Annotated in this window: 20 protein-coding genes; 8 read left to right on the top strand and 12 right to left on the bottom strand. The window is 67.0% G+C overall.

What is annotated here, in order from left to right; all coding sequences use genetic code 11:
- The 6 genes from ACIHAO_RS20345 to ACIHAO_RS20320 form a co-directional block, all read right to left on the bottom strand.
- Positions 1-2968, bottom strand: a 2968-nt coding sequence (locus ACIHAO_RS20345; RefSeq protein ID WP_396559983.1) for a tetratricopeptide repeat protein, incomplete at its 3' end; no start/stop codon positions are given.
- Positions 2969-3000: 32 nt separating this feature from the next.
- The gene (locus ACIHAO_RS20340; protein WP_396559981.1) at positions 3001-3330 is read right to left on the bottom strand and encodes a trypco2 family protein; all 330 of its coding nucleotides are present in this window, start codon (positions 3328-3330) and stop codon (positions 3001-3003) included.
- Between the two features lie 325 nt (positions 3331-3655).
- Entirely contained in the window at positions 3656-3967 is a 312-nt protein-coding gene (locus ACIHAO_RS20335) for a tyrosine-type recombinase/integrase (protein WP_396559979.1), read from the bottom strand.
- A gap of 596 nt (positions 3968-4563) precedes the next feature.
- On the bottom strand, positions 4564-4803 hold the full coding sequence (locus ACIHAO_RS20330; RefSeq protein ID WP_396559977.1) for a hypothetical protein: 240 nt from the start codon (positions 4801-4803) through the stop codon (positions 4564-4566).
- Between the two features lie 632 nt (positions 4804-5435).
- Entirely contained in the window at positions 5436-5633 is a 198-nt protein-coding gene (locus ACIHAO_RS20325) for a hypothetical protein (RefSeq protein ID WP_396559975.1), read from the bottom strand.
- Positions 5620-6021, bottom strand: coding sequence for a hypothetical protein (locus tag ACIHAO_RS20320; RefSeq protein WP_396559973.1), 402 nt, complete (start codon positions 6019-6021; stop codon positions 5620-5622). The genes ACIHAO_RS20325 and ACIHAO_RS20320 overlap by 14 nt, the downstream gene beginning before the upstream one ends.
- Positions 6022-6150: 129 nt before the next feature.
- Here ACIHAO_RS20320 and ACIHAO_RS20315 point away from each other — a divergent pair, with 129 nt between their 5' ends.
- Positions 6151-7377: a helix-turn-helix domain-containing protein gene (locus tag ACIHAO_RS20315; RefSeq protein ID WP_396559971.1), complete on the top strand. Its 1227-nt coding sequence runs from the start codon at positions 6151-6153 to the stop codon at positions 7375-7377.
- On the opposite strand, the gene cutA is transcribed toward ACIHAO_RS20315, so the two are convergent.
- Positions 7374-7697, bottom strand: a complete 324-nt coding sequence (gene cutA / locus ACIHAO_RS20310) for a divalent-cation tolerance protein CutA (protein WP_396559969.1) — start codon at positions 7695-7697, stop codon at positions 7374-7376. The two genes, ACIHAO_RS20315 and cutA, sit on opposite strands and share 4 nt — an antisense overlap.
- A 944-nt stretch (positions 7698-8641) precedes the next feature.
- On the opposite strand from cutA, the gene ACIHAO_RS20305 reads away from it, so the two are divergent.
- Together ACIHAO_RS20305 and ACIHAO_RS20300 are read left to right on the top strand one after the other, a co-directional pair.
- Entirely contained in the window at positions 8642-9436 is a 795-nt protein-coding gene (locus ACIHAO_RS20305) for a hypothetical protein (protein ID WP_396559967.1), read from the top strand.
- 187 nt (positions 9437-9623) lie between these two features.
- Positions 9624-10442 carry a hypothetical protein gene (locus ACIHAO_RS20300; RefSeq protein WP_396559965.1) on the top strand — a complete coding sequence of 273 codons (819 nt, stop codon included), beginning with the start codon at positions 9624-9626 and terminating at the stop codon, positions 10440-10442.
- A 78-nt stretch (positions 10443-10520) separates the two neighbouring features.
- Here ACIHAO_RS20300 and ACIHAO_RS20295 read toward each other — a convergent pair whose 3' ends face one another.
- Both ACIHAO_RS20295 and ACIHAO_RS20290 read right to left on the bottom strand, forming a co-directional pair.
- Positions 10521-10859 (bottom strand): hypothetical protein, encoded by a 339-nt coding sequence (locus ACIHAO_RS20295; protein WP_396559963.1) that lies wholly within the window; start codon positions 10857-10859, stop codon positions 10521-10523.
- Positions 10860-10990: 131 nt separating this feature from the next.
- Positions 10991-11587 (bottom strand): DNA-binding response regulator, encoded by a 597-nt coding sequence (locus ACIHAO_RS20290; protein ID WP_396559961.1) that lies wholly within the window; start codon positions 11585-11587, stop codon positions 10991-10993.
- Between the two features lie 546 nt (positions 11588-12133).
- Here ACIHAO_RS20290 and ACIHAO_RS20285 point away from each other — a divergent pair.
- Complete coding sequence (locus ACIHAO_RS20285; RefSeq protein ID WP_396559959.1) at positions 12134-12484, top strand: hypothetical protein; 351 nt, start codon at positions 12134-12136, stop codon at positions 12482-12484.
- A 273-nt stretch (positions 12485-12757) separates the two neighbouring features.
- Positions 12758-13108 (top strand): hypothetical protein, encoded by a 351-nt coding sequence (locus ACIHAO_RS20280; protein ID WP_396559957.1) that lies wholly within the window; start codon positions 12758-12760, stop codon positions 13106-13108.
- Positions 13109-13303: 195 nt separating this feature from the next.
- Here the strand turns inward: ACIHAO_RS20280 and ACIHAO_RS20275 are convergent, their stop codons facing one another.
- Positions 13304-14245: a lysyl oxidase family protein gene (locus ACIHAO_RS20275; protein ID WP_396559955.1), complete on the bottom strand. Its 942-nt coding sequence runs from the start codon at positions 14243-14245 to the stop codon at positions 13304-13306.
- A 160-nt stretch (positions 14246-14405) separates the two neighbouring features.
- On the opposite strand from ACIHAO_RS20275, the gene wecB reads away from it, so the two are divergent.
- Complete coding sequence (gene wecB / locus ACIHAO_RS20270; protein WP_396559953.1) at positions 14406-15572, top strand: non-hydrolyzing UDP-N-acetylglucosamine 2-epimerase; 1167 nt, start codon at positions 14406-14408, stop codon at positions 15570-15572.
- Between the two features lie 5 nt (positions 15573-15577).
- Here wecB and ACIHAO_RS20265 read toward each other — a convergent pair whose 3' ends face one another.
- Both ACIHAO_RS20265 and ACIHAO_RS20260 read right to left on the bottom strand, forming a co-directional pair.
- Positions 15578-16903, bottom strand: a complete 1326-nt coding sequence (locus ACIHAO_RS20265) for an NAD(P)/FAD-dependent oxidoreductase (RefSeq protein ID WP_396559951.1) — start codon at positions 16901-16903, stop codon at positions 15578-15580.
- A 7-nt stretch (positions 16904-16910) separates the two neighbouring features.
- Positions 16911-17720 carry a glycosyltransferase gene (locus ACIHAO_RS20260; RefSeq protein WP_396559949.1) on the bottom strand — a complete coding sequence of 270 codons (810 nt, stop codon included), beginning with the start codon at positions 17718-17720 and terminating at the stop codon, positions 16911-16913.
- A 397-nt stretch (positions 17721-18117) separates the two neighbouring features.
- On the opposite strand from ACIHAO_RS20260, the gene ACIHAO_RS20255 reads away from it, so the two are divergent.
- On the top strand, positions 18118-19539 hold the full coding sequence (locus tag ACIHAO_RS20255; RefSeq protein ID WP_396559947.1) for an exopolysaccharide biosynthesis polyprenyl glycosylphosphotransferase: 1422 nt from the start codon (positions 18118-18120) through the stop codon (positions 19537-19539).
- Positions 19521-20831, top strand: coding sequence for a putative glycoside hydrolase family 15 protein (locus ACIHAO_RS20250; RefSeq protein ID WP_396559945.1), 1311 nt, complete (start codon positions 19521-19523; stop codon positions 20829-20831). The genes ACIHAO_RS20255 and ACIHAO_RS20250 overlap by 19 nt, the downstream gene beginning before the upstream one ends.
- The last annotated feature ends 391 nt before the right edge of the window (positions 20832-21222 follow it).

Raw genomic sequence — 21222 nt, 5'->3', positions numbered from 1 at the left:
GGTTGTTCAGGCTCGAGGCGAGGTCGGGGAGGAAGGCGTCGGGGCGCTGCTGTGCCAGCCGGCGTCGGATCGTGACGGCTTCGGTGGCGGCCTCGAGGCCAGCTGCGTGCCGTCCCAGGGCGCCCAGGTGGCCCGCGAGGTTGTTCAGGCTCGTGGCGAGGTTGGGGAGGAAGGCGTCGGGGCGCTGCTGTGCCAGCCGGCGTCGGATCGTGACGGCTTCGGTGGCGGCCTCGAGGCCAGCTTCGTGCCGTCCCAGGGCGGCCAGGTGGCCCGCGAGGTTGTTCAGGCTCGAGGCGAGGTCGGGGAGGAAGGCGTCGGGGCGCTGCTGTGCCAGCCGGCGTCGGATCGTGACGGCTTCGGTGGCGGCCTCGAGCGCTTCCTCCCGTCGTCCCAGATCGCCCAGTCCGTTCGCGAGGTTATGGAGGCTTGTGGCGAGGTCGGGGAGGAAGGCGTCGGGGCGCTGTTCTACCAGTCGGCGGTAGGCCGTGACGGCGTCGGTGATGGCCTCGAGTGCTTCTTCCCGTCGTCCCAGGGCTGCCAGGCGGCCCGCGAGGTTGTTCAGGCTCATGGCGAGGTTGGGGAGGAAGGCGTCGGGGCGCTGTTCGGCCAGTCGGCGGTGGGTCGCGACGGCTTCGGTGGCGGCCTCGAGGCCAGCTTCGTGCCGTCCCAGGGCGCCCAGTCTGTTCGCGAGGTTGTTCAGGCTCATGGCGAGGTCGGGGAGGAAGGCGTCGGGGCGCTGTTCGGCCAGTCGGCGGTGGGTCGCGACGGCTTCGGTGGCGGCCTCGAGGCCAGCTTCGTGCCGTCCCAGGACGCCCAGTCTGTTCGCGAGGTTGCTCAGACTCATGGCGAGGTTGGCACCGTCCAGACCTGGATCTTTTGCTATGGCCTGCCGCTGACGGCCAACCAATACTTCGCCGATCGTTGCCGCGGCCTCAGCGAGAACCTGACTACGTAACGGGATCGCATTGTCCATACGTTCCAACAGCGAGGTATCCACCGTGTTAGTGACGGCAATTTGTTTGATCGCTCGCACCAGCGGCAGCGGTACCTCCACTCTCGTTGCGACGTCAATTGCCGCCACGGCCAGTGTGTCTGCTTGTTCGACGCACCACCGCGTCACCCAGTCACCGACACGAGAGCCGAAAACGGCGTGTGCTGCCGCTCGCGTACAGACCGTCAATAGTTGCCTGGCTTCCTCTGCATTGGCCTGTGCCGCCAGGCGCTCCACGACACACGTACGCCTCGTCTCCAGGATCGAGCGGCCGACCAGCCGCTCAGCCAACCGGTCCGGTACCAGGCCTTCGAAAGTGCCGTCGTCACCGGCGGGATACACGCTCAGCAGCCACGCGCTGACTGCCTCTTGCCGGTCCACCGGCTGATCGGCCAGCCCCGGTACTCGCGCCACCACGGTGCCGACATCGCCGACGGTGTCTGGGCCGAGTACTGCGGTGGCGATCACAAAATCGGTCAACGTTGCCAACGTCAACCCCGGTAACAATCCCTGGGCGGTCGCGGTGGACTTCCAGTATCCCCGTTCATGCGTCAGCACACGGTCCTCAGGCCCCGGCGAACCTGGAGCAACATGAAGATCAGCAGAACCGGAGGGCACTAGGTCGAGCAAGTCTGCCAAGGCGGTCATCTGGACTGCCAGTACCGTCGAGGCGCCACCCGCCGATTCGGGCAGTGCGGCCGCGAACTCAGCCCACGGCTGGTCGGACAGGCCGGGCACCGCGCGTAGAGCTGTCGCGAACGCAGACGCCGTCGCCCGGTAGGTCAGGGAGCGTGCCTGCGGTGTCGCATCCAGCACCGGCAGAGACTGCAGGCGAACCAGCTCTACGATGTCGCGGACTGTGTCGCTGCCGGTCGCGGCAAATTCGTCCCACCACGCACCCGCGGTCCGGGCCAGCAGCAGCACCTTCACCGAAGCGGTCGGTGCTGTCCGGGCTAGTGCTGTGAACAGGGCGGTGAGCTGCTCGGCGCGGTTTTCCGCGTAGTCCACCACGATCAGCACCGTCGACGACAGCGCCGCCACAACCGCGATACTCGCGGCATCCGCCACAGGGTTCAGCCAGACCGTCGCCCACGGCTGATCGTCGCCCTGCAGCCGTTCGGCGAACTCGTGCGCCAGCCGGGTTTTGCCCTGACCTCCCGGGCCGTGCAGTAACCAGACCCCGACGCCCGGCTGTGCTGCCCACGCACGCAGGTCACCCAGGATTTCGTCCCGGCCGCGGAACGGCACCACCGCACGGTGCGCGGTCAGCAACGCTGCCGGCGAACGGACCGGTTCCCCCGCTGGCACGTGGCTTCTCGCATCGGACAAGGGCTGGAGTTCGATCGCCTCACACCGCGGCGCGTTGCCGCCGCGGTACTCGGTCAACACCGCCACGAACGTCTCGTCGTGGAGCAGAACGTAGGCCGGGACCGCCTCCAACGCCGCGTGTCGACGGTGTCCGGGGTCGACTGCGACGACTCCGGCGAGTAGGTCGCCGCAGAACACCGCCGCGCCGGACATCCCCGCCCACGGCGAGTTACCCTCGGGCGGGAATTGGTCAAGCTCGATCAGGTATCGGTCGGCGACGATCTGACTGCCCGGGTTGAGGGAGCCGGTGACCTGGGCGGTGTCCGCCGGTCGGCCGTCGCGTTGGACGATCTGCGGCCTACCGCAGGCATGGCAGGCGATCCCGGGTTGGTAGGTGACGGTGCGACCCCACACGGTCGGCGCGTCGAGCAGCGGTGCCCACATCGGGTCGTCGATGAGCACCAGCGCGGCGTCATCACGCCCTGCCGGGGTTCCGCACCACACCGGGCGCGCGGTGACGGTGCCGGGCACGCCGGGCCGAAACACCGTGATCGACGCCTCGGCGCCGGTCACGACGTGCGCCGAGGTCAATACCAGCCGCGGCGCGATGACGTAGCCAGAGCCGTCACCCCCCGGGCCGGACACGGCCACAACCCGCTCCCGCTCCACCCGTCAAGTCCCTCCCCTTGAACGGTCGCCGGTCAGCGGCCGATGTGCCCGGTCACGTCCCCAGGACCGTCCTTGCCAGCAGCTTTGTTCGACACGATCATGTCGCCACCGCCGGGCTTGCGCGGGTTCAGCGTCACGGTGACCTTGTGCTTGGTCGTCTGAGACACGCCGGCCTCGGCGTCGGCTGACACCACCCACGCCTTGAACCCAGCCTTGGCCTTGACGTCCTTGCGCAACTCCACGGCGAACTCCAGCTCGATCGGCCCCACCGCGAACTCGACCTCGGCGGTCGTGGCGCGATCGACAGCGTCCAGCAGTTCGTCCCGCAGGGCCGCGACGGCGTCACCCAATTCGATGTTCATGACCACAGTGTCGTCCCGCTGGCCCGGCGCGCTACACCGACATCGCGGGAGGCGCCTCGGATGGAGCCACCACGGCCCTCAGCCAGCCGCCGCGGGGACCACATTGATCTTGGTCCACGTTCCGGTCCACGAACTGCTGCACACCTACGCCAAATACGCCCAGTTTGCCGCCTCTCATACTCAGCGAAACCCAGGCCGCAGACTATCCGCAGGTCGGCGCTGGAACTTGTAAACAGAAGGTCAGGGGTTCGAGCCCCCTTGGCGGCTCACTTCGCATCCCACCGAAGACGCCCATCTATCTGGTGTTTTCCGTCTTCGGTTGTAGCTAGCCGCCTATCGCATGGGTGCCCGCGCGTTTCCCGACGAGGTACGACTGCCACCGTGGCTTCGGCGCCAGCTCGGGCAGGACGCTCGTGTACGTGTCCCGCGTGACGACCCACGACGAGTGTCCGAGCGTTTCCTGGACCACCTTCAAGTCGATGCCCGCCAGGAGCATGAGAGTCGCCGCGACGTGTCGGAGATCGTGCAGCCGGATCGGCGCCCGCCGCTTTGCAGTGTCGTTCGAACTCGTCGCCGATCCACGACGGCCGCAGGGCTGACCGTCCGGCTGGGTCCAGACCCGCCCGGAGTCCACCATGCCGGGCCGAGGCGCAACCGTTCGCGACGCTGCCAGGCGCGGTGCTCGCGCAGGAGGCGCATTCCTTCGGCGTCGACTGGAACCCGCCGAGTCGACGCCTCGGACTTCGGATCGGCCTCTTCCAACTCGTACCCGACTTCCGTCAGCTGCGTGTTGATCTCGACTTCGGCCGCCTCGTCGTAGACCTCATCCGCCATGGTCAACCGGTTTTGGTAGAATGTCGATGAGGCTTTGATTTGAGAATGCGTAATTTTCCTCGGTCTTGTCGTTCAAATAGCGAAGTTCGTTTGACAATGTTGGCGGCGGGTAGTCCCATTCGTTCATTTTGCCGCGGATCTTAACGATAACCAGGTCGCGATTCCTCATTTCGCTAAGAAGTGCTTCCCGCCCTACATGTCGAGCAGCCGCTGCCCTCTTGCTCTCGGAAGTACTGTCTCCGGTGCCTTGGGCTGCCTCCTTGTGAACCGGTTCTGCAAGCTTTCCCCGGTGATAAGTCGATTTAGTACAACGTCGAACCGCGGTGGCGAGGGCCGATGAGCAACATCACGTGGCCACATGGTTGCTCGCGTTCGCCGCGAAGCTCAGAGCTTTCGGTGCTACGGCGTCAGTTCGCGCCGACCGGCGTCCGTGAGCGTGTAGTACGGCCGCCAGTCAGGTGTGGACTTGTCGAACTCGTGGGCGATCCAACCGAGGTTACGCATTTCCGCCAGCATGTCCGCCAGCCGCCGGTGGCTGACGGCCGCTGCACGCCGGAGATCCTGGGCGTAGAAGCGGGCTTCGGCGCCTCCCGCGAGGAACACGGCCGCTAGCCTGCTCATTTCTCGGGCTGTCCGCATGGCCCGATTCTAGCTGCCGTCGTCCTCCTCCGGCGGCCGTGGAAGCCAAGCGAACCGCCAGGATGGATAGCCGGCACCGGGGTACGTCGGCCCGGCCGGTTGTCCTGGTGGTCCACTTCCCGCGTGCCCGGGGGCACTGTTTCCGGCCTGGCCACCGACAAGGCAGCTTCGGCGGTCGCGTCGCCGTCGTTTCTTGGGCACGGCTATCACCTCGGTGGGGGGTCCGGCGGCTTGGGGACATTCGGCGGACCGGAGTTTTTGTCTGTGGGCCTTGTCGGTGTGCCCTTGCCCGGTCCGGGATTGGTGGGGCTGGTCCCCGCGGGGTTGCGTTCGCGCGCCATCGGCCCCTACTCCTCGTCGTATTCGGACTTGACTGGGTCGGGTAGGTCGTCGTCGCCGTCGTTCCACCAGCGCATCGCGCCCGCCATTTGTCTGGCCTTTCTGGTTGTGGGTAGGCGCCGGGGCCGGTGCGCCCGGCAAATTGGCCATGGCCACGCACCAGCCCCGGCTCCCCGCCGTCCGGAGATAGGGCGTCGGGGGATTCAGACGCCTGGTCAGCGCGCACCAGGGGAGGCGAGCACGCTGACCAGGCCGGCCCGACGCCGCGTCGAGGAAGCGCGACGCCGGGCGGACTATGGCAGCGGATCGGTTGCCGCTGCTTCGATGCCGAACAGGTCCGCGGGTAGTTCCTGGCCGTCCAGCTCGCTAGCGCGTCCGGCCGCGTAGTGCTCGTCCGAGGGCTGCAAGGTCAGCAGGTCCAGCGTGGCCTTGCCGATGTCCGCATTGACCCGCGCGATACTCGCGAGAAGGTCACGGTCACGCTTGTCCACTGCGTGCCTCCGCGTTCGCCGTCAGCAGCTTGTCGCGACACAGCGGGCATCGCGCATTCTCCGTCGGCGCTGCGATTCGCTCGCGGCTGATGCTGTCGCGCTCGTGGCGCCGCGGCTCTGGCCGGTTCTCTTCACACCACGGCAGCAGCATGGGCGGCCAGTCCACGTCCGGCGCCAGCTGCGCGCGTAGGTACAGGTGTGCTTCCGCGCTGAGCAGGAACCCGCGCCATTCGTACTCGGCCGCACGCGAGAGCGACCCGCTACGAGGTGATGGAATCCGCGGTCGGCGGATCTCGCCCGACCGCCGCCGGCCGAGCTGGTCGAAACCGAGGTCGGAGAATCCGTTGCTACGGCCCCGCCCAGGGGCCCGATCAGTCCGGTTAGTCACGATGTTGACGCTAAGAGCGATAATGCCTGGTGAGAGGAGCCCGAGGGGTGGCCATTCCGAAGGGGTGGCCAGAAGCCGGGGCCGGGCGCATGATGGCCGCCTGTGGGCCAAGCGAGGTGAGGGGTGCCTGTGGAGCAGGACAGCATCGGCGAACTGCTCCGGACCCTGCGCGAGGACACGGGACGGTCGCAAACCGATCAAGCCGCGGTTCTGTCGGAGCTATCGGGACAGGCCATCAGCAGAAACGAGGTCTCCCGTTGGGAGGCCGAGCGGCGGCTACCGACTCCGTTCTGGCAGGAATACCTCGCCGCCAGTTTCGGGGTCGAAGGGAACATGATCAAGCGTGCTGTTTCCACTGCACGGGCTAAACGGCGAAAGGAAAGGACGGGCGGTGTGCAACGGCGGGAATTCATCGGAGCAATCGCCGCACTGGCAATTCCGCTCGCGCGTACCGATCAGCCCACTGATCGCCGGATCGGTCGATCCGACATCGCGGAATTGCGCCGCCGTACGGCTCGGCTACGGCGCCTGGACAACATCATGGGCGGCGCCGAAACCTTCCCGGTCTACAGTGCCGAAGCGAAATTCACGCAACGGCTGATACGGGAATCCAGCCACACCGAGGACATTGGGCGAGAACTGCTTGCACTGCTCGCCGAACAGCAGCAGCAGGCCGGATGGGCAGCATTCGACCACGGGCAGCACGCGCTCGCGGAACAGCTGTACGACGACAGCCGGAAGAACGCCGAGGACGCGCAGGCATTCGATCTCGCGGGGAACGCGCTCGCCTATGCCGCATACCAGAAGACGGCAACGCAGCAGAGCGGGACCGCGCTCGCGACGGACTCGTACGAGGTCGCGCGCCAGGTCGCCACGCCGAAGGTTGGGGCCCTGCTGCTTGAACGGAAAGCCTGGGCGCACGCGACAGCAGGGGAGGCACAGGAAGCTGACCGTGCGCTCAACCTTGCGCGCGAGGCACTGAACGCCCCGGCGACCAGGCCGGAACCGGATTGGGTGTTCTGGGTCGACACCGCCGAAATCGACATCATGGCCGGCCGCTGCTGGGCCGAGCTCCGGCGGCCGCTGCGCGCCGTCCCGGTCCTGGAGCGGGTGCTTGGCGAGTTCGACGACACGCACGCGCGCGATAAGGCCCTGTACCTGACGTGGCTGGCCACGTCCTACCTCCAGGCACGCGAGGTCGAGCAGGCCGCGGCGACGCTGGGCCACGCGGCGGACCTCGCCGCGGGTGCCACGTCAGTCCGTCCGGCACGTCGGATCGAAACGGTGGCGCGCAGACTCGCCGGCCACCGTTCGACACCGGCCGTCGCCGATCTCCTCGCCCGGCTGGAGGTCTAGCTGGGCCGTGTGGACTCCTCGGCCCACGCGAAATAGTCCGCCGAGCCGCGGACCAGCTCGACGGCCGTCACCTCGGGCTTGTTCCACGGGTGGTTCTCGATGATGTGCGCCTCCAGCTCGGCGTACCGCGCGTCGGTCGTTTTGAACGTCACGTTGAACTCCTCGCCCTGGCCGCTTTCGCCGAGATGCCAGAAGAACGACGTGACCGGGCCGACGACCTGCGCGGTACCGGCGAGGCGGGCAGCGACGGCCGAGCCCGCCAGCTTCTCGCCGGATTCCCGATCTGGTGTTGCTGTGGTCACGACAAGATGAACGGTCATGGCGACCAGGGTAGGACCCGCGATCAACTCCTGACCTCGTCAGCGCGGCCAACCGAGCGCGAAACGCGCCGAGTCGAGTTCGTCCGCCGTGCAGCCCTCTTGCCCTGTCGCCTCCTTCCGGCGCTCGAGGTACGGGGTGATCGGTGAGCCGAGCAGATCGAGCCGCAGCCGGCGATGACCTGTCGGTCGGCCAGTTCAGCGACGGTGAAATCGCCATCAGTGTCGCGATCATGCCGACATCGGTGATGACCTCGTCCAGTCCATCGCCGATCTTTGTCGATGGTGCTGTCTGGCTGGCTGCCGTCTTCGCGCGTGGTGGCTGCCTCATGCCATGCCCGGGGAGTCCAGTCTCCGACCCATGCGGTGAAGACGTCCTTGTAGCGGAGAAGGCCGGCCGGTCGTCACTGATCACGTACTTCACCAACGCCTGCCTTCGTTTGTGGCACACGGATGTCCGGCTTCGTTCGTGCGCTTCCGCGCATGTCGGCCTTCGTCGAGAAGCGGCGTGCCTGTGCAGGTGTTCTCGCGCCGGGGCCGCACGGCACGGGCGCGTTTGACGAGTGAACGGCACGGTTTGCCGCGCGAACACGGACACGGTTCCCGCGATCGTGTTACGGGCGCGCGCCGTTATTTCCGTCTCGTGGTCACTTGTTCGAGTGGAGCGGCCTGGTGGGTATTGACCTTGTCACCGCGGTGGTACTCATTGAATTGTCGCTGGTCAGCTTCGAATAAACGGTCCTGTCCGGCCGTGCACGTCGCCAACGGCCGGTTTTTCGCCGGGGGTGCGGGTGGCTGTCCATATGCGTCGCAATTAACATTCACCAGCGATAACGGCACGCGATGCCGGCCATGCCGAGAATTGACGATCAAGGGAAGTCAGCGCTGTGACGCACATGGGAAGCCAGCCGACCGACGCAGTGCGCGTCGGTCGTCTTCTGGCCCGTGTGCTCGTCTTGGTGGGCGGTGTGGTCGCGGCGACCGTCGTGGGATGGATCGCGGGCGATGTCACCGCGAAGGCTGATATCCCGGTCATCGAGGAAGCGTCCGAATGGATCGCTCCGAGGACCGCGGTCGAGAGTGATCCGCCGAAATCGGTGACACCGGCGGGGTTGGGTGTCCCGATCTCCGCAGTGGCGATTCCGTCGCTGCCCGTGGCCGCGACGCCGATACCGACCGGGAAATCGAAGAGTGCGGTATCACTCGTCGAGCGTGCGGTCCTCTCGGTGAAGAACCTTGACGACACAGCGAAGTCCATGGCGAGTGTGGTCACGGCCGCCGACGAGGCCGCCCGCCACACGATCGCTACCTTGGACGCTGCCGTCCTGGCGCGGCCGGGTGATGTCGATCGAGACCTCATGGGGGTCAAGGCATCCGCCGCCGGCCAGCCGGTGTCGAACCCGGTGATCGCCTTCTCCGCTCTGGAATATCGGGGTTCGGCGGACGGCCGCACCGGCCGCTTCGCAGCTTGCCGGGACGAGTCTCCCGACGAGCCTTCGTCCACAGCGTCGCGCGCACGCACTTCCGGTCACACCGCGGGAAAGACGATTCCGCCGTGGTCACCGCTGTCACTGTGCGGCACGTCGACAAGTCTCGCTGTGGCATGCGGCGGCGACCACGGGAGTGGCGCTGTCCTGCCTGGGCACCCTGCCCAGGCCGATCGGGTTTCGCTGGACTGCAACGATGACGGCCACCAGGCCGCACTGGCCGTGGTGCTCCGGCCGGACGTCACACCCGGCTGATCCTGTCGCGACCACCTACGCGTTCGGTGTTGGTTCTCCCTTCCAGACGTGGTCGCTTTGCCGCGGCGATCGCCGCTTTCCCACGGCGTTCGATGCCGTAGTTCCCTTTCCGCGTGGCGCTCGCCCGCGACCCGTTTCAACGGTACGCCACGAATTATTCCCATTTTGTCACTAGAGGAGTTTTGTCATGCAAAACCGCTTGAAGTACCTTCTGCAGATCACGGCGACCACCGGTGGACTGCTGATGCTGGCCACGGGTGCCGCCTCGGCGAGCGAGAAAGCCGACCGCGATCTGCCTGCCACCCCGCTGGATCAAATCGTCGCCCCCGCGGCCGCCGGACTGACCGAGGCCATGCAGCAGGCGCGGCCGCTGGAGCAGCTGGACGCGGCGGACGAGGATTCCTTGCAGCCGTCCGTCGACGCGGTGCTGAACGATGTCCCCGCGGCGGTGCCGCCCACCACCACCCCGGTCGGGCCGGTCTACCCGGTGCCGGCGGGGTTGCTGGACTTCCTTCCGTTGCAGCCCGGCGATGTCGCGGGCGACGCGCAGGAGCCGGACCTGAACGCTCCGCTGGGCGCCGAACTGGGTGCCGCCGAGTTGCCTGCCCTTCCGATTCTCTCCCGCGTGGAGCAGGCACACGACTCGCTTCCGGCGGTGAAGCCGGCACTTCCCGTCCACGGCGAATTCGCGGTACTGCCCGCTCCGGTCGACACGACCGTCGCCACCGACCCGCTTGACGCCGGCTCGGGCACCAGGGTGACCGCTTTCCACACCGATGCGCCGAAGACCGCGACTCCCGCCTCTTCGCTTCCCTTGGTGGGCGGGCTTTTGCCCATGGGCGGGTCGCTTCTCCCCACGCAGATGGCCACGAACGGTGGATTGCCCGTGCTCGGTGAAATCGCCCCGCTGTCCCAGAACTCGCCCGCATTGGCGGAGAACGGGGTACTCGGGCTGCCCGCGGTGCAGCAGCTCACCGGCTCGGCGGGGAACCTCCTGCCGAAGTAGGACCGCTGTCGAGGTTCCGAGTACACACGAGGGCCCCTTTCCTTGCGCCAAGCGCAGGGAAAGGGGCCCTCGTCTACTTCAAGCGTGATATCGATCAGGCCAGGCTTCGGCTTCGGCGGTGAGCGCGGTGGTGATGTCGATTCTCCCGGTGCGCACTTGCCATGCCAGTGAATTCGGCCGAGGTTCGATGAGAAGCCAGCCTACGACCGATTCGTCGTGGTAGCAGGGTGATTCGGAGTCGCCGATTCCCAGCGCGTCGAAGTACTCGCGCGCGGGCCAGGTTTCGGGAACCCATCTTCGCGCCCAGCGCACGACGATGCGGGCGAGGTCATTGCGGCCGTCCGCCGGATGGATCAGGCGGTCGCCGGTCGTGCAGACCAGCTGCGGAGTGAAAGCCGCGCTCAAGGGCACGGTCACGAGTTGGTCATTCAATTCTTCCCCCGGGCATGCGAACGCGAACCCTGTCTTTCTGGAATATGCATGGATGGACGAGCGGCTTGGTGACCCGGGATGCGGGGCGCTCGATCCCGATGTGTGTCCGGAAACGCCTAGCTGATGAGGTTCTTGCGCATCGCTTGGCCGACCGCGTGCGCGCGATCGGTGGCGGCCAGCTTCTTGAACAGCCGCTGTGCGTGGGTTTTCACCGTGTCCTCCGCGAGGCGGAGGTCATTGCCGATCTCGTTGTTCGTTTTGCCGAGGCTGATCCCGCGCAGCACTTCGATCTCCCGCTTGGACAAGGCCGGCTCTTGTTCCACGGTGGCACGGGGCCTCGGCAGTGAGAAGGAGCCGGGCAGTGTGCCGGCCGGCCCGGTGCTTGTACCGCTCGCTTCACAGGCGAGGAACGCGGATGCGCCCTCCCTGATCGCATCGACAGCGAGGTGGGCCGACTCCGGCGCGCCGAAGATCACGACCGTCGTGCCGGGCCGGAGCATGACGATCGTCTTGATCGTCTCCGTCAGGACGTCCGATCGTATGCGGGCGCTCAAGAAGACGATTTCCGACGGCAGGGCACGAAACGCGGCGATCAGTTCGGTGCTGGTCCCGGCGGATCCGACGCGCCGCATCCCCGGTGCGCCCGCGAGCAAACGGACCATGCGCTCACGCGGTTCACGTCGGCCGTCCAGGACAAGGGCATTCACCACCACATCCTCCGTTTGTCGAGGCGATGGGTAATCAGGTGGTGCGCGGCCACCTCGGCGATCAGAGGTGCGGCGCTTTCTTGGGGAGAGTACACACACGATGACAGGAGACCGGAGCGGTCTTCGTGTCCGCGAGCCGGGTTTTGCCTGCACACTGCGGTGGCGAGGTCTTCGGGCTGCCTGGGAATCCGTTGCCGGGAAAGCGAAGCAGGCAATCCGACCGGGTGACGGCATCGCTGGTTCGTGCGTTGAGGATGGTCTCGTTCGGTGTAATCCCAAGGTATTCGAGGCCGCGGCGGTGAAGCGGCATCGGTCTGCGGCGCCGATCGCCCGCCCGGATTCGTTTTGGCTCCATGGTTTCCTGCCGCGCCAAGGAAAGGCGCTTAACCCGATCGGGCCACGTGCCGCGTGTTCAGGGCCGTGCGGTACCTACACGATGGTGGCAGCGCATGGAAAAGACCATTCGATGTCAGTAGGTTTTCCTCGTCGCAGGACAGAAGCACGCTGCTTGACGTCCGTCCGAAGCGATCTTCGAATCGAGGAGATTCCCAAATGCTGAAGAAGATCGGCTTTGTCGCGGCCGCGATCGCCGCCGGAGCCTTCATCACCGGGGGTGTCGCGTCCGCCGACACCCCCGACGACTACTACTACGACTATGACCACAGCGGCCAGGTCGGCCTGGTCAACATGAACAACGTCGACGTTCTGCACAACGTGAACGGCACGCTCGGCCTTTGTGGCAACGACGTGAACGTCCTGGGTGTCCAGGTGCCGATCCGTGACTCGCTCAACGGCATCGGGGTGCCGATTCTCTCGCCGGGCTCGCACGAGGCCGAAGGTGCTTCGCCGTACAACTGTGCCGCGAGTGGCGTCACCGACGGTGGCACGGTGCAGGACAACTAGAAAGTCTCGGTGCCACGGTCGTCCTCGCGTGCACAGAAGGCGACCGGGGCACAGGGGCCGGCGATTCGCATCGCTGTCGTGGTGGGTGCCCGGAGTACGGGGAGAGCTGCACACTCCTGCTCCGTACTCCGGGCGCGCCCGCGACGCGGAGCGACGCCGGCACGGGCGGGGCCGGTCAAGAAGCCAGGCAAAGGCGTCCCCGCACGACGTGAACGGACCATAATCGACCTCACCTGCGCACGCGGTGAGGCAGTATCCTCAGGAGTCTTTCAAATGATCAAGCAGTTCGGCTTCGTCGCCACCGCCCTCGCCGCCGGAATGGCGATCGTCGGCGGAACCGCCTCCGCGGCGGGCACCGCCGTCGAGGACTACCCGGTCGACCACAACGGCCAGCTCGGATTCGCCAACGTCCAGAACCTCGACGCGGTCCACAACCTCAACGTCGTCGGCGGCGTCTGCGACAACAACGTGAACGTGCTCGGCGTGCAGGTCCCGGTCCGCGACGTCGCCGAAGGCATCGCCGTTCCGGTCCTGTCCCCGGGTGCGACCGAGGCCGAAGGCGCCACCCCGGACAACTGCGCCAGCGGCATCATCGAAGACGGCGGGACCCTGCAAGGGAACTGAGCGACTCCGTCGAGCCGCCGCGTGGAGATCTCTCCGCGCGGCGGTTTTTCTGTTCCCCGGGCCGCTCAGCCGATGGATGAGGCCAGGCACCCGGCACGGTCCGGGTAGCCTGGCCTCTCATCCCGCCGTCCCGATCGGCGACTGATCTCTATTCTCGCCAGAGATCGCGATCACCGCCAGCCGGCGCGATTCCCGTCAACCGCAGTGTGCCGTTCCAGGGCAACTGCGGAGGAATTTGACGACCGGCCCCCGCGAAAGGGCTCCGGACAACCCGGGTTCGCCATCCGGCCATTCGATCGACAGCGCCACGGACGAGGAATTGTTCCCGTAATCCGTCTCCAGCAGTGTGCGGTCCCCGTTCACCGTGTTCACCAGCGTGTAGAGGCCGGAGGGAACGTCGGTGATGTCCAGCCACTGGAAGTCGACGTCGTACTTGTAGTCGTCACCTGATCCGACGGAGATCCCTTCGACGACGTCGAGTGCGTTCGGTTCGTGATGGCGGCAGTTGTTCGCGCGGAGACGTTCGGCGAGTTCCGCGTCGGGACCGGTGGTCCCCGGAACACGGGCAGGCTTGACCGGGTCGGCGATGGGGAACCGGTCGCCGAGGCAGAACCCGTTCTTGCGGTCGGTGACGACGACTTCACCGCGCTTCGACGTCAGCGCGAAATGTTCGAAGTTCATCAAGTGCCAATGCTGATGGGCCATGGCCGGTTCGTAGTACGTGAAGGCGCGGGTCGGTCGCTGTGCCGCGTTGTAGCCGGCGGGGATGGACCCGTCCTTGGCGTCGCGCAGGGCCTGACGGACGGACATGCGGGGCTGTTTCGTGTCGTCGCGCCGGCCGTAGAGCAGCAACGGTCCGTCGCCGATGTTCTCTTCCGAACTGGTGAAGCGGATCCTGACGGCTTTCGCGGCGGCGGGAAGCACACAGCGGCCGTTCGGCGCGGCCGGATCGATCACCATGCACACGTCCCAATGGGTGCACTTGAGCGGATCACCGGAGAACCCTCCGGCGCACCCTGGTGGTGCCTGACGGAGATCGGGGAGCAGAAAGCCCGATGAGGCGTCCGAGCGCGGAACGGACGTGGTGACCGCGGCCGCGAGCACCACGGCCGTCAGGGCGAAGTATTTCTTGAGCAAGGGTTTCCCATTCTGTATGGGCGTTCGATCGGTCCACCCTATTCGAGTGGTGTTCTTTCTGGTGGGTGCCGCAACCGGACCACACAATGGATTGATCGAGGCGTCGCCGGTGGTATCGGTGGGTAGCGTGCGTGCAGACCGAAGCCGAAAGGACCTCCGTATGTCGATCGTCACCGGTGCCGGCGCGCCACCGGAAGAGCGGATGGATGTGCTTCCCCGGCTGCGACGGCAGGCGATGGCCGGTGGTGTCGTGCTGGTCTGCGGGACGCGGCCGGAACTCATCAAACTGTCCCCGTTGATGCGATGCCTCGGCGACCGTTGCGCCGTCGTCTACACAGGACAGCACTACGACGAGTCGTTGTACTCGCGTATCCGCGCGGACTTGCCGTCGTCCCAGCGTTTTCGTGAACTGGGCGTGACCGTCGACGGCCGTGCCGCGCAGCTCGGCCAAGCGATCAGCGCCGTCGACAGGGCACTGGCCGATTTCCCTCCTCCGGTGGTGCTGGTGCAGGGTGACACGACGTCCGCGCTCGCCGGGGCCCTGGCGGCGAACGCCCGGGAACTCCCGCTCGTGCACGTCGAGGCCGGGCTGCGCAGTCATGACCGGGCGATGCCCGAAGAACACAACCGTGTCCTCATCGACCATCTCGCCGATCTCTGCTGTGCCCCGACCGACCTCAATCGGCGAAACCTCGCCGCCGAGAACATTCCCGCCGAACGGATCGCGGTCACCGGCAACACGGTCGTCGAGGCGCTTCTGGCCGGGCTCCCGCCCGCGGCGGCCAGGGCCGATCTCCTGTCCGTTCGCGGATTGCGCCGGGACGGATACGTTCTCGCGACGCTCCACCGGCCGGAGAACGTCGACGATCCCGCACGGCTGTCGGAGATCCTGCGAGAACTCGGCAGGCTGCCGCTCCCGGTGGTGCTCCCGTTGCATCCCCGGACGAGCAAGAGCGTGCGGCGGTTCGGCCTGACCCGGCTCCTCGTCCCGCTCCTGGTGCTCGAACCGCAGTCGTACCCCTCTTTCCTCGCACTCGCCGCCGAAGCGGCGGTCCTCATCTCGGATTCCGGCGGTATCCAAGAAGAAGCGAGTGTGCTGAAACGACCGGTGATCGTGGTTCGCCGGAGTACCGAGCGCCCGGAGATCTCCGGTGACTTCGGGACACTGGTGCCGCCCGGACCGCGGATCGGTGCGGAGGCGGCCGTGTGGCTGGACGACGTGGCCGGGCACCGCGAACGGCTGCGGCACATCCCTTCCCCGTATGGGGACGGGTTCGCCTCGCAGCGGATCGTCGACGCCATCGGGGAAATGGTCGCGCCGGGGTGAGCCGCTCAGGGCACCCGCTCACCGGTGTCCTGCCGTCCGAGGCTCTCGAAGACAAGGCCGGTCACGTGGTTGGCGAGCTTGACGCTCGAGTTCCAGCTCGTGACGTCCGGGTACACGTGTGCGGTGGTCGCCAAGAACAGGCTCGTACCGTCGACCGTGACGGGTGGCCGCGCCGCCAGGTATCCCAGGGGGTACACCGGCTCGACGAACGGTGCCTTGAACACCCGCACGGACTCGACGTCCTCCGGGCGCAGCTCGGGGAAGAGGTCCCTGAGCTGATTCGTCCATTGTGCGGCGATACGGTCCGGCTCGCCGTGGTAGAGGCGGGATGAACGATCGGTGTAGCGCATGACGTAGACGAGATTCGCGCCGCCGTGTATTCCGGTACCGGTGAGGGCGGACATCTCCACCACGCCGTCGAACCCCGTACCGGAGCGCAACACCGGTGTCCAATAGTGTCCGCTCAGCCGGCGGCGAAGGAAGAACACGCCGGTGACCACTCCCTGGTACCGGAGATCGCTTCCCGGCAGGCGCTCCGCGAGTTCATCGTCGGCGAGCCGGCGCAACTGTGGCAGCGGAACGGTCGACACCACCTTGTCCACATCCAGCACCTCACCGCCAGGCAGGGTGAGTGAGCAGCCGCCAGTGGTGCTGCTCAGCCGATCGACCGGTGTCGACAGGCGAATCGTCCCGCCCGCGTCCTCAATGGACGCCCGTAGCGCGTCGATGATCTTTCGGTAGCCCCCGTCCGGGTACCCACGCGTCGCGACATTGCGTTCACGGCCGAGTCGCTGCCACAGGTACAGGGCGGGGACGTCACCGAAGGAGGGACCGAACTTCGAGCCGAACATCGGAGCGAAGAACTCTTCCCAGATACGGCGGCCGTAGAGTCCGCGCAGCCAGTCCTCGGTGCGGAGCAGGTCGAGGTCCCGGCCGCTTCCCCACCGCCGCAGCATCAAGGACGCGAGGCCGAAGCGGACCCGCTCGTGGAGCCGCAACGGGGTGAACCGCAGCAGGTCGAGGGCGGAGTTGAAGCGATGACGGCGGCCGTCGACGACCATGCCCATCGTCGTCTTCCGCCAGCGCACGGCGTCCTTCAAGCCCACTTCGTCCAGTAGTGCGAGGAGATCGGCGTCGGTCGGCATGACGCAGTGATAGAACCGTTCCACCGCCTGATCGCCGTGCGAGAAGAACGTGCCGAGCCCGCCGAGCTGGTCACCGGCCTCGAGCAGGGTGACCCGGACCCCGCGGCGGGCGAGCCGATGAGCCGTGGCCAGGCCGCAGATTCCGCCGCCGATCACCGCGACGGGAGAGGAGAACGTGGTTGTCACCGGAGGATCACAGCTTCCGGTACGGCGCCGGGCTGAGCCGGTCGCGGACGAGCAGTTTCAGGTATTGCACGAGGGTTCGCCGAAGCTTGAGCTTGCTCGGCCCCCGCTTGCGGTCGTACTGCAGGACGAGCGGAACCTCCTTGATCACCGGGCCGCAGTGACGGAGCTTGAGCAGAAGCTCCACCATGCAGGCGAAGCCCTGCTCTTCGATGAGCCGGTCACCCCAGTGAGCCGAGGCCCTCTCCAGCAGCGTCGCGCGATACGCGCGGTAACCGCTGGTGAAGTCGCGGACCCCTTCGACAGCGAGGGTCCGCCGGAAAAGCTGGGCGGCGCCAAGGGAAAGCAGCCGCCTGACCGGTGGCGCGGTCCGATCGTCGCCACCGGGGACGAACCGGGAACAGATGGCGACATCCGCGCCGGCGGCGATCTCTTCACGCAGCCGTCGGATCAAACCGGGATCGTGGGTGTCGTCGGCGTCCATGACGACGATGATGTCGTCGGCACCCGATTCTTCCAGTGCGGCGCGGAGACCGGTTTGCACGGCGCGACCAAGGCCGAGATTGACCGCGTGCCGTACGACGCGCACTTCCAGTCCGCCGAATCCGGCTTCGGCCACGGCCGCGGAACGATCGGACGAACCGTCGTCGACCACCCAAACGGTGAGTTCTTCGGTGAGCGCGGCCTCGGCGAGCCGTTCCAGCAGAACGGGCAAGGCCGTTTCTTCGTTGAACGCGGGCAGAACGACATGCGACCGTCCAGTGGTCCGTGCCCTTTCACGGTCCGGTTCCGCTCTCGTGGCGAGAGCGGTCTCATTCACTGACACGTATCCCCTTCGGCTACTCGAAATGGTCCGCGGCCGCAAACCTCGGTTCGGCCGACAGCTCATATTCGGCTATGTTGAACCCTTTCTTTAGGGTCGGCCGAGTTCCCCCGAAAGGAGGGGTGTCCCTGAAAACACAACGTGTTCACCGGTGTCCCCTGAAAGGTCGGTTCACCCCGTTCGTCCGATCGGGTCTGCCGGGCGGGAACCGAGGAAAAAGACAGCGGACCGAACAGGACTTGGTCCGATTGGCTGGCTTGTGACGAAAGTGGAAATTCATCGTGAAGACGAAATCGATCCACGGCGGATCCGGGAGCGGAGCTGGTTTCCGTTCGACACGCAGACCCGTGCGGGGTCCGGCGGGGCGAGTTCACCCATCCCGGCGAGGACCGGCATGGTGACCGAACTGAGGATTCCGGCACTCGCCGGACCACCACGGGACCGGTCGTCCCGGCGACCGGCCGCCACCAGGCGGAGACGTCCGTTGCTGGCGCGGGTGAACGCCGTCGTGGTGCTGCTCGTCGTGGTCGACGTCGTCGCGTGGCTGGTGGCGGCGCGGATCGCCGGAGTGACCGTGCCTCAAGCACTTCTGGTGGGCACGATCCTGGCGGGCGCGCGGGCAGGCGGGCGGGTGCACCGGCGTCGGCTTTGGTTGTCCTGGCTGCAGGATCTGCCGCGATCGGCCGGTGCTTGCCTGCTCGCGTTCGCGGTGATCACGTGCTTCGTGGCGGCGACCCGGCCGGTGGTATCGGGAATGACCTCGATGCACTGGATGGTGCTGGAGTTCGCCTTGCTGAGCGAAGGCATGCGGCCGTGGGTGTTCGCCTTCGGGCGATGGGGGCGCAGACGGTTCCGGCGCTGTGACCGCGCCATCGTGGTAGGCGCGGGGGACCGCGCCGGCGAGCTGATCCGCACGATGTCGCGGCATCCGGAATTCGGTTTACTGCCGGTGGGTTTCGTTCCCTCCGGCCCGCTCGCGAAAACTTCCGCGTTCCCGGTGGAGGTGATCCGTGACGGGCTGGCCGAGGCCATCGTCCGGCATGGTGCGGGGACGGTCGTGCTCGCACACACCGGAGAAGACGACAGCTCGGCCGTCGACGCGGCTGTCACGGCGCACCGGTTCGGGTGCGTCACCCTGGTCCTGCCTCGGCTGTTCGCGCTCTGCCCGGACAAGCTCGGCGTCGACCGGCTTCGGAGCTATCCGCTGATGCGGCTGGCCGGGTCGCCGACTCGACGGCCGAGCTGGTTGCTCAAACGCGTGATCGAGACCGTGCTGGCCGCCGCCGCGCTCGTGGTGCTGGCGCCGGTCCTCGCGTTGTGCGCGGTCGCGGTCCTGCTGGAGAGCGGGTTCCCGGTGATCTTCCGCCAGGTGCGCGTCGGTGTGGACGGCCGCACCTTCCTGCTTTACAAGCTGCGCAGTGTCCGGCAAGAGACGGTCGACGATTCGGCGACACGCTGGTCGGTGGCGGGCGACCACCGGGTCGGCCCCGTCGGCCGGTTCCTGCGGAAGTCCTCTTTGGACGAGTTGCCGCAGCTGTGGAACGTGGTGCGCGGGGACATGGCCCTGGTCGGGCCGCGGCCGGAGCGGCCGGTGTTCGTCGAGGAGTTCTCCGCCGTCCACGACCTCTATTGGGCCCGCCATCGGGTGCCGACGGGGTTGACCGGTCTCGCGCAGGTCCACGGGCTGCGTGGGGACACTTCGATCGCGGACCGCGCCCGGTACGACAACTACTACATCGCCAATTGGTCACTCTGGCTGGACGTCAAGATCATCATCCTCACGATGGGAGAACTGTTTTGCCGAAGGCGGCGCTGACGTTCGAACGCCCGGTCGTCATCCGGCTCGCCGCCGGATGCGCCGCAGTGGTCCTGGCCGCCGGGTGTGTGGCCAGCTCGGCGGGGGAGTCGGCGGCGCCACCGCCGAAACCGCTGGCGCCGTGCGCGTGGTGGTACGGGATCGGGCAGCCGCCGACGGCGGACGAACTGAAGCTGGCCGCCCGGCGGTACGACGTCGTGGTGCTCAACGCCGACCAGACCGCGGCGATGCGGACGCTCCGGGAGCTCAATCCGCGGGTCAAGATCCTCGTCTACAAGGATCTGTCCAGCACCCGCAACTACGCGGGCGCGGTGAACGGCGGTGAGGACGCCGAGTTCCTGCCGAGCGGGATCGGCTACGTCGCGGCGCAGCGCGCGCATCCCGAATGGTTCGCGACCGACACCCGGGGGCGGCGCATCGAATGGCAGGGTTACCCGAAGCACTGGCAGATGACGGTGTGGGACCCGGCCTACCAGCAGGCGTGGACCTCCGCCGTGATGGCGGAAGTGACCAGGGAGGGCTGGGACGGGATCCTGGCGGACAACGACTTCAACTCCCTGAGCCACTACTCGACGGCGATCCTCGCCGGGACGACGACCACGGCGGAAACCGACCGGAAGCTGCGTGACGGGCTCGACGCCTTCCTTTCGCTGATCGGGGACGCCGTGCAGAAGGCGGGGAAGTTGTTCGTGCCGAACGTGTCGGAAACGCATCTGCTGCCGGGGCGATGGACGGCGCATTCCCGCTTCGGCGGCGCGATGGAGGAGAACTTCGGATTCCGCGAGGACGGCGGGACCGGCGGTCTGCTCACCTTCCGCGGCAACGAGTTCCAGGAGCTGCGGGCACAGGCCGCGCTCGGGGAGTCGCTGTTGCTGCTGGTCACCCGGACGAGGTCGGCTCAACAGCACCGGGCGGGATACGCGAGTGCCGCGTTGCTGGCAGGCCCCCGGACCTGCTGGACCCCGGCCACCACGGACGACTACCGCGATCCCGAATGGTCTGCCCTGCAGGGCAGCGACCTCGGGGAAGCGGTCGACGCGGCGGGGCGGCAGCCCAACGGGGTGTGGACCCGGACCTTCACCGGCGGCTGGGTCGCGGTGAACCCCACGTCGGCGACACAAACCGTGACGCCGCCTGAAGGACTCGTCGTGGCGGGCACCCGCACCGCGCCGACCTCCTCCGTGCCGCCTTCGTCGTCACCGCCGTCTTCGTTACCGTCTTCGTCACCGGCACGGCCCGCTCCGATCACCCTGGCGGCCGCCGACGGGGTCGTGATGGTCAAGCCGAAGTAGCACCCGTTGGCCGAACGGAGCGTGACCGAGTGTCCGCGGTGTCTCTTGAAGGGGGTGTGAGTGATTTGGTCGCCAAGATCTGTCCCTTGTGGACACCGGGGCCCGGTCGGCATCCTTGTTATGAGAGGGATGGGGCAACCGTGTCGTGGGGTGAGGGGGTCGTGCGTGGCGATTCGGGTCCTAAGGAGAGGTAAAGTCGGGGGGTAGGGAAGGCGTCGAGATCGACGATGTAGGAATCGGGACACTCAACGTCCTGATTCCTACATCGTCGCGGCCCCAACGCATCCTGGCCAGGAGCACCCCGGTCCCTTGTGCCGTGGGGTGAGAGGGTGTGTGGAAATAGGGACGTTGAGTGTCCCTATTTCCACACACCCCCTCCGGATCTGGTCGT

Origin of the sequence: Amycolatopsis sp. NPDC052450, from assembly GCF_044547565.1 — a bacterium.
Taxonomy (GTDB): domain Bacteria; phylum Actinomycetota; class Actinomycetes; order Mycobacteriales; family Pseudonocardiaceae; genus Amycolatopsis.
The sequence above is the reverse complement of the archived record's forward strand: the minus strand, read 5'-3'. Positions and strand labels throughout refer to the sequence as shown.

Bases quoted from the DNA above. Each gene is read 5' to 3' on its own strand.
- ACIHAO_RS20340 (WP_396559981.1), bottom strand. From the start codon at position 3,330: ATGAACATCGAATTGGGTGACGCCGTCGCGGCCCTGCGGGACGAACTG.
- ACIHAO_RS20335 (WP_396559979.1), bottom strand. From the start codon at position 3,967: ATGGTGGACTCCGGGCGGGTCTGGACCCAGCCGGACGGTCAGCCCTGC.
- ACIHAO_RS20330 (WP_396559977.1), bottom strand. From the start codon at position 4,803: ATGCGGACAGCCCGAGAAATGAGCAGGCTAGCGGCCGTGTTCCTCGCG.
- cutA (WP_396559969.1), bottom strand. From the start codon at position 7,697: ATGACCGTTCATCTTGTCGTGACCACAGCAACACCAGATCGGGAATCC.
- ACIHAO_RS20300 (WP_396559965.1), top strand. From the start codon at position 9,624: ATGCAAAACCGCTTGAAGTACCTTCTGCAGATCACGGCGACCACCGGT.
- ACIHAO_RS20285 (WP_396559959.1), top strand. From the start codon at position 12,134: ATGCTGAAGAAGATCGGCTTTGTCGCGGCCGCGATCGCCGCCGGAGCC.
- ACIHAO_RS20280 (WP_396559957.1), top strand. From the start codon at position 12,758: ATGATCAAGCAGTTCGGCTTCGTCGCCACCGCCCTCGCCGCCGGAATG.
- wecB (WP_396559953.1), top strand. From the start codon at position 14,406: ATGTCGATCGTCACCGGTGCCGGCGCGCCACCGGAAGAGCGGATGGAT.
- ACIHAO_RS20255 (WP_396559947.1), top strand. From the start codon at position 18,118: ATGGTGACCGAACTGAGGATTCCGGCACTCGCCGGACCACCACGGGAC.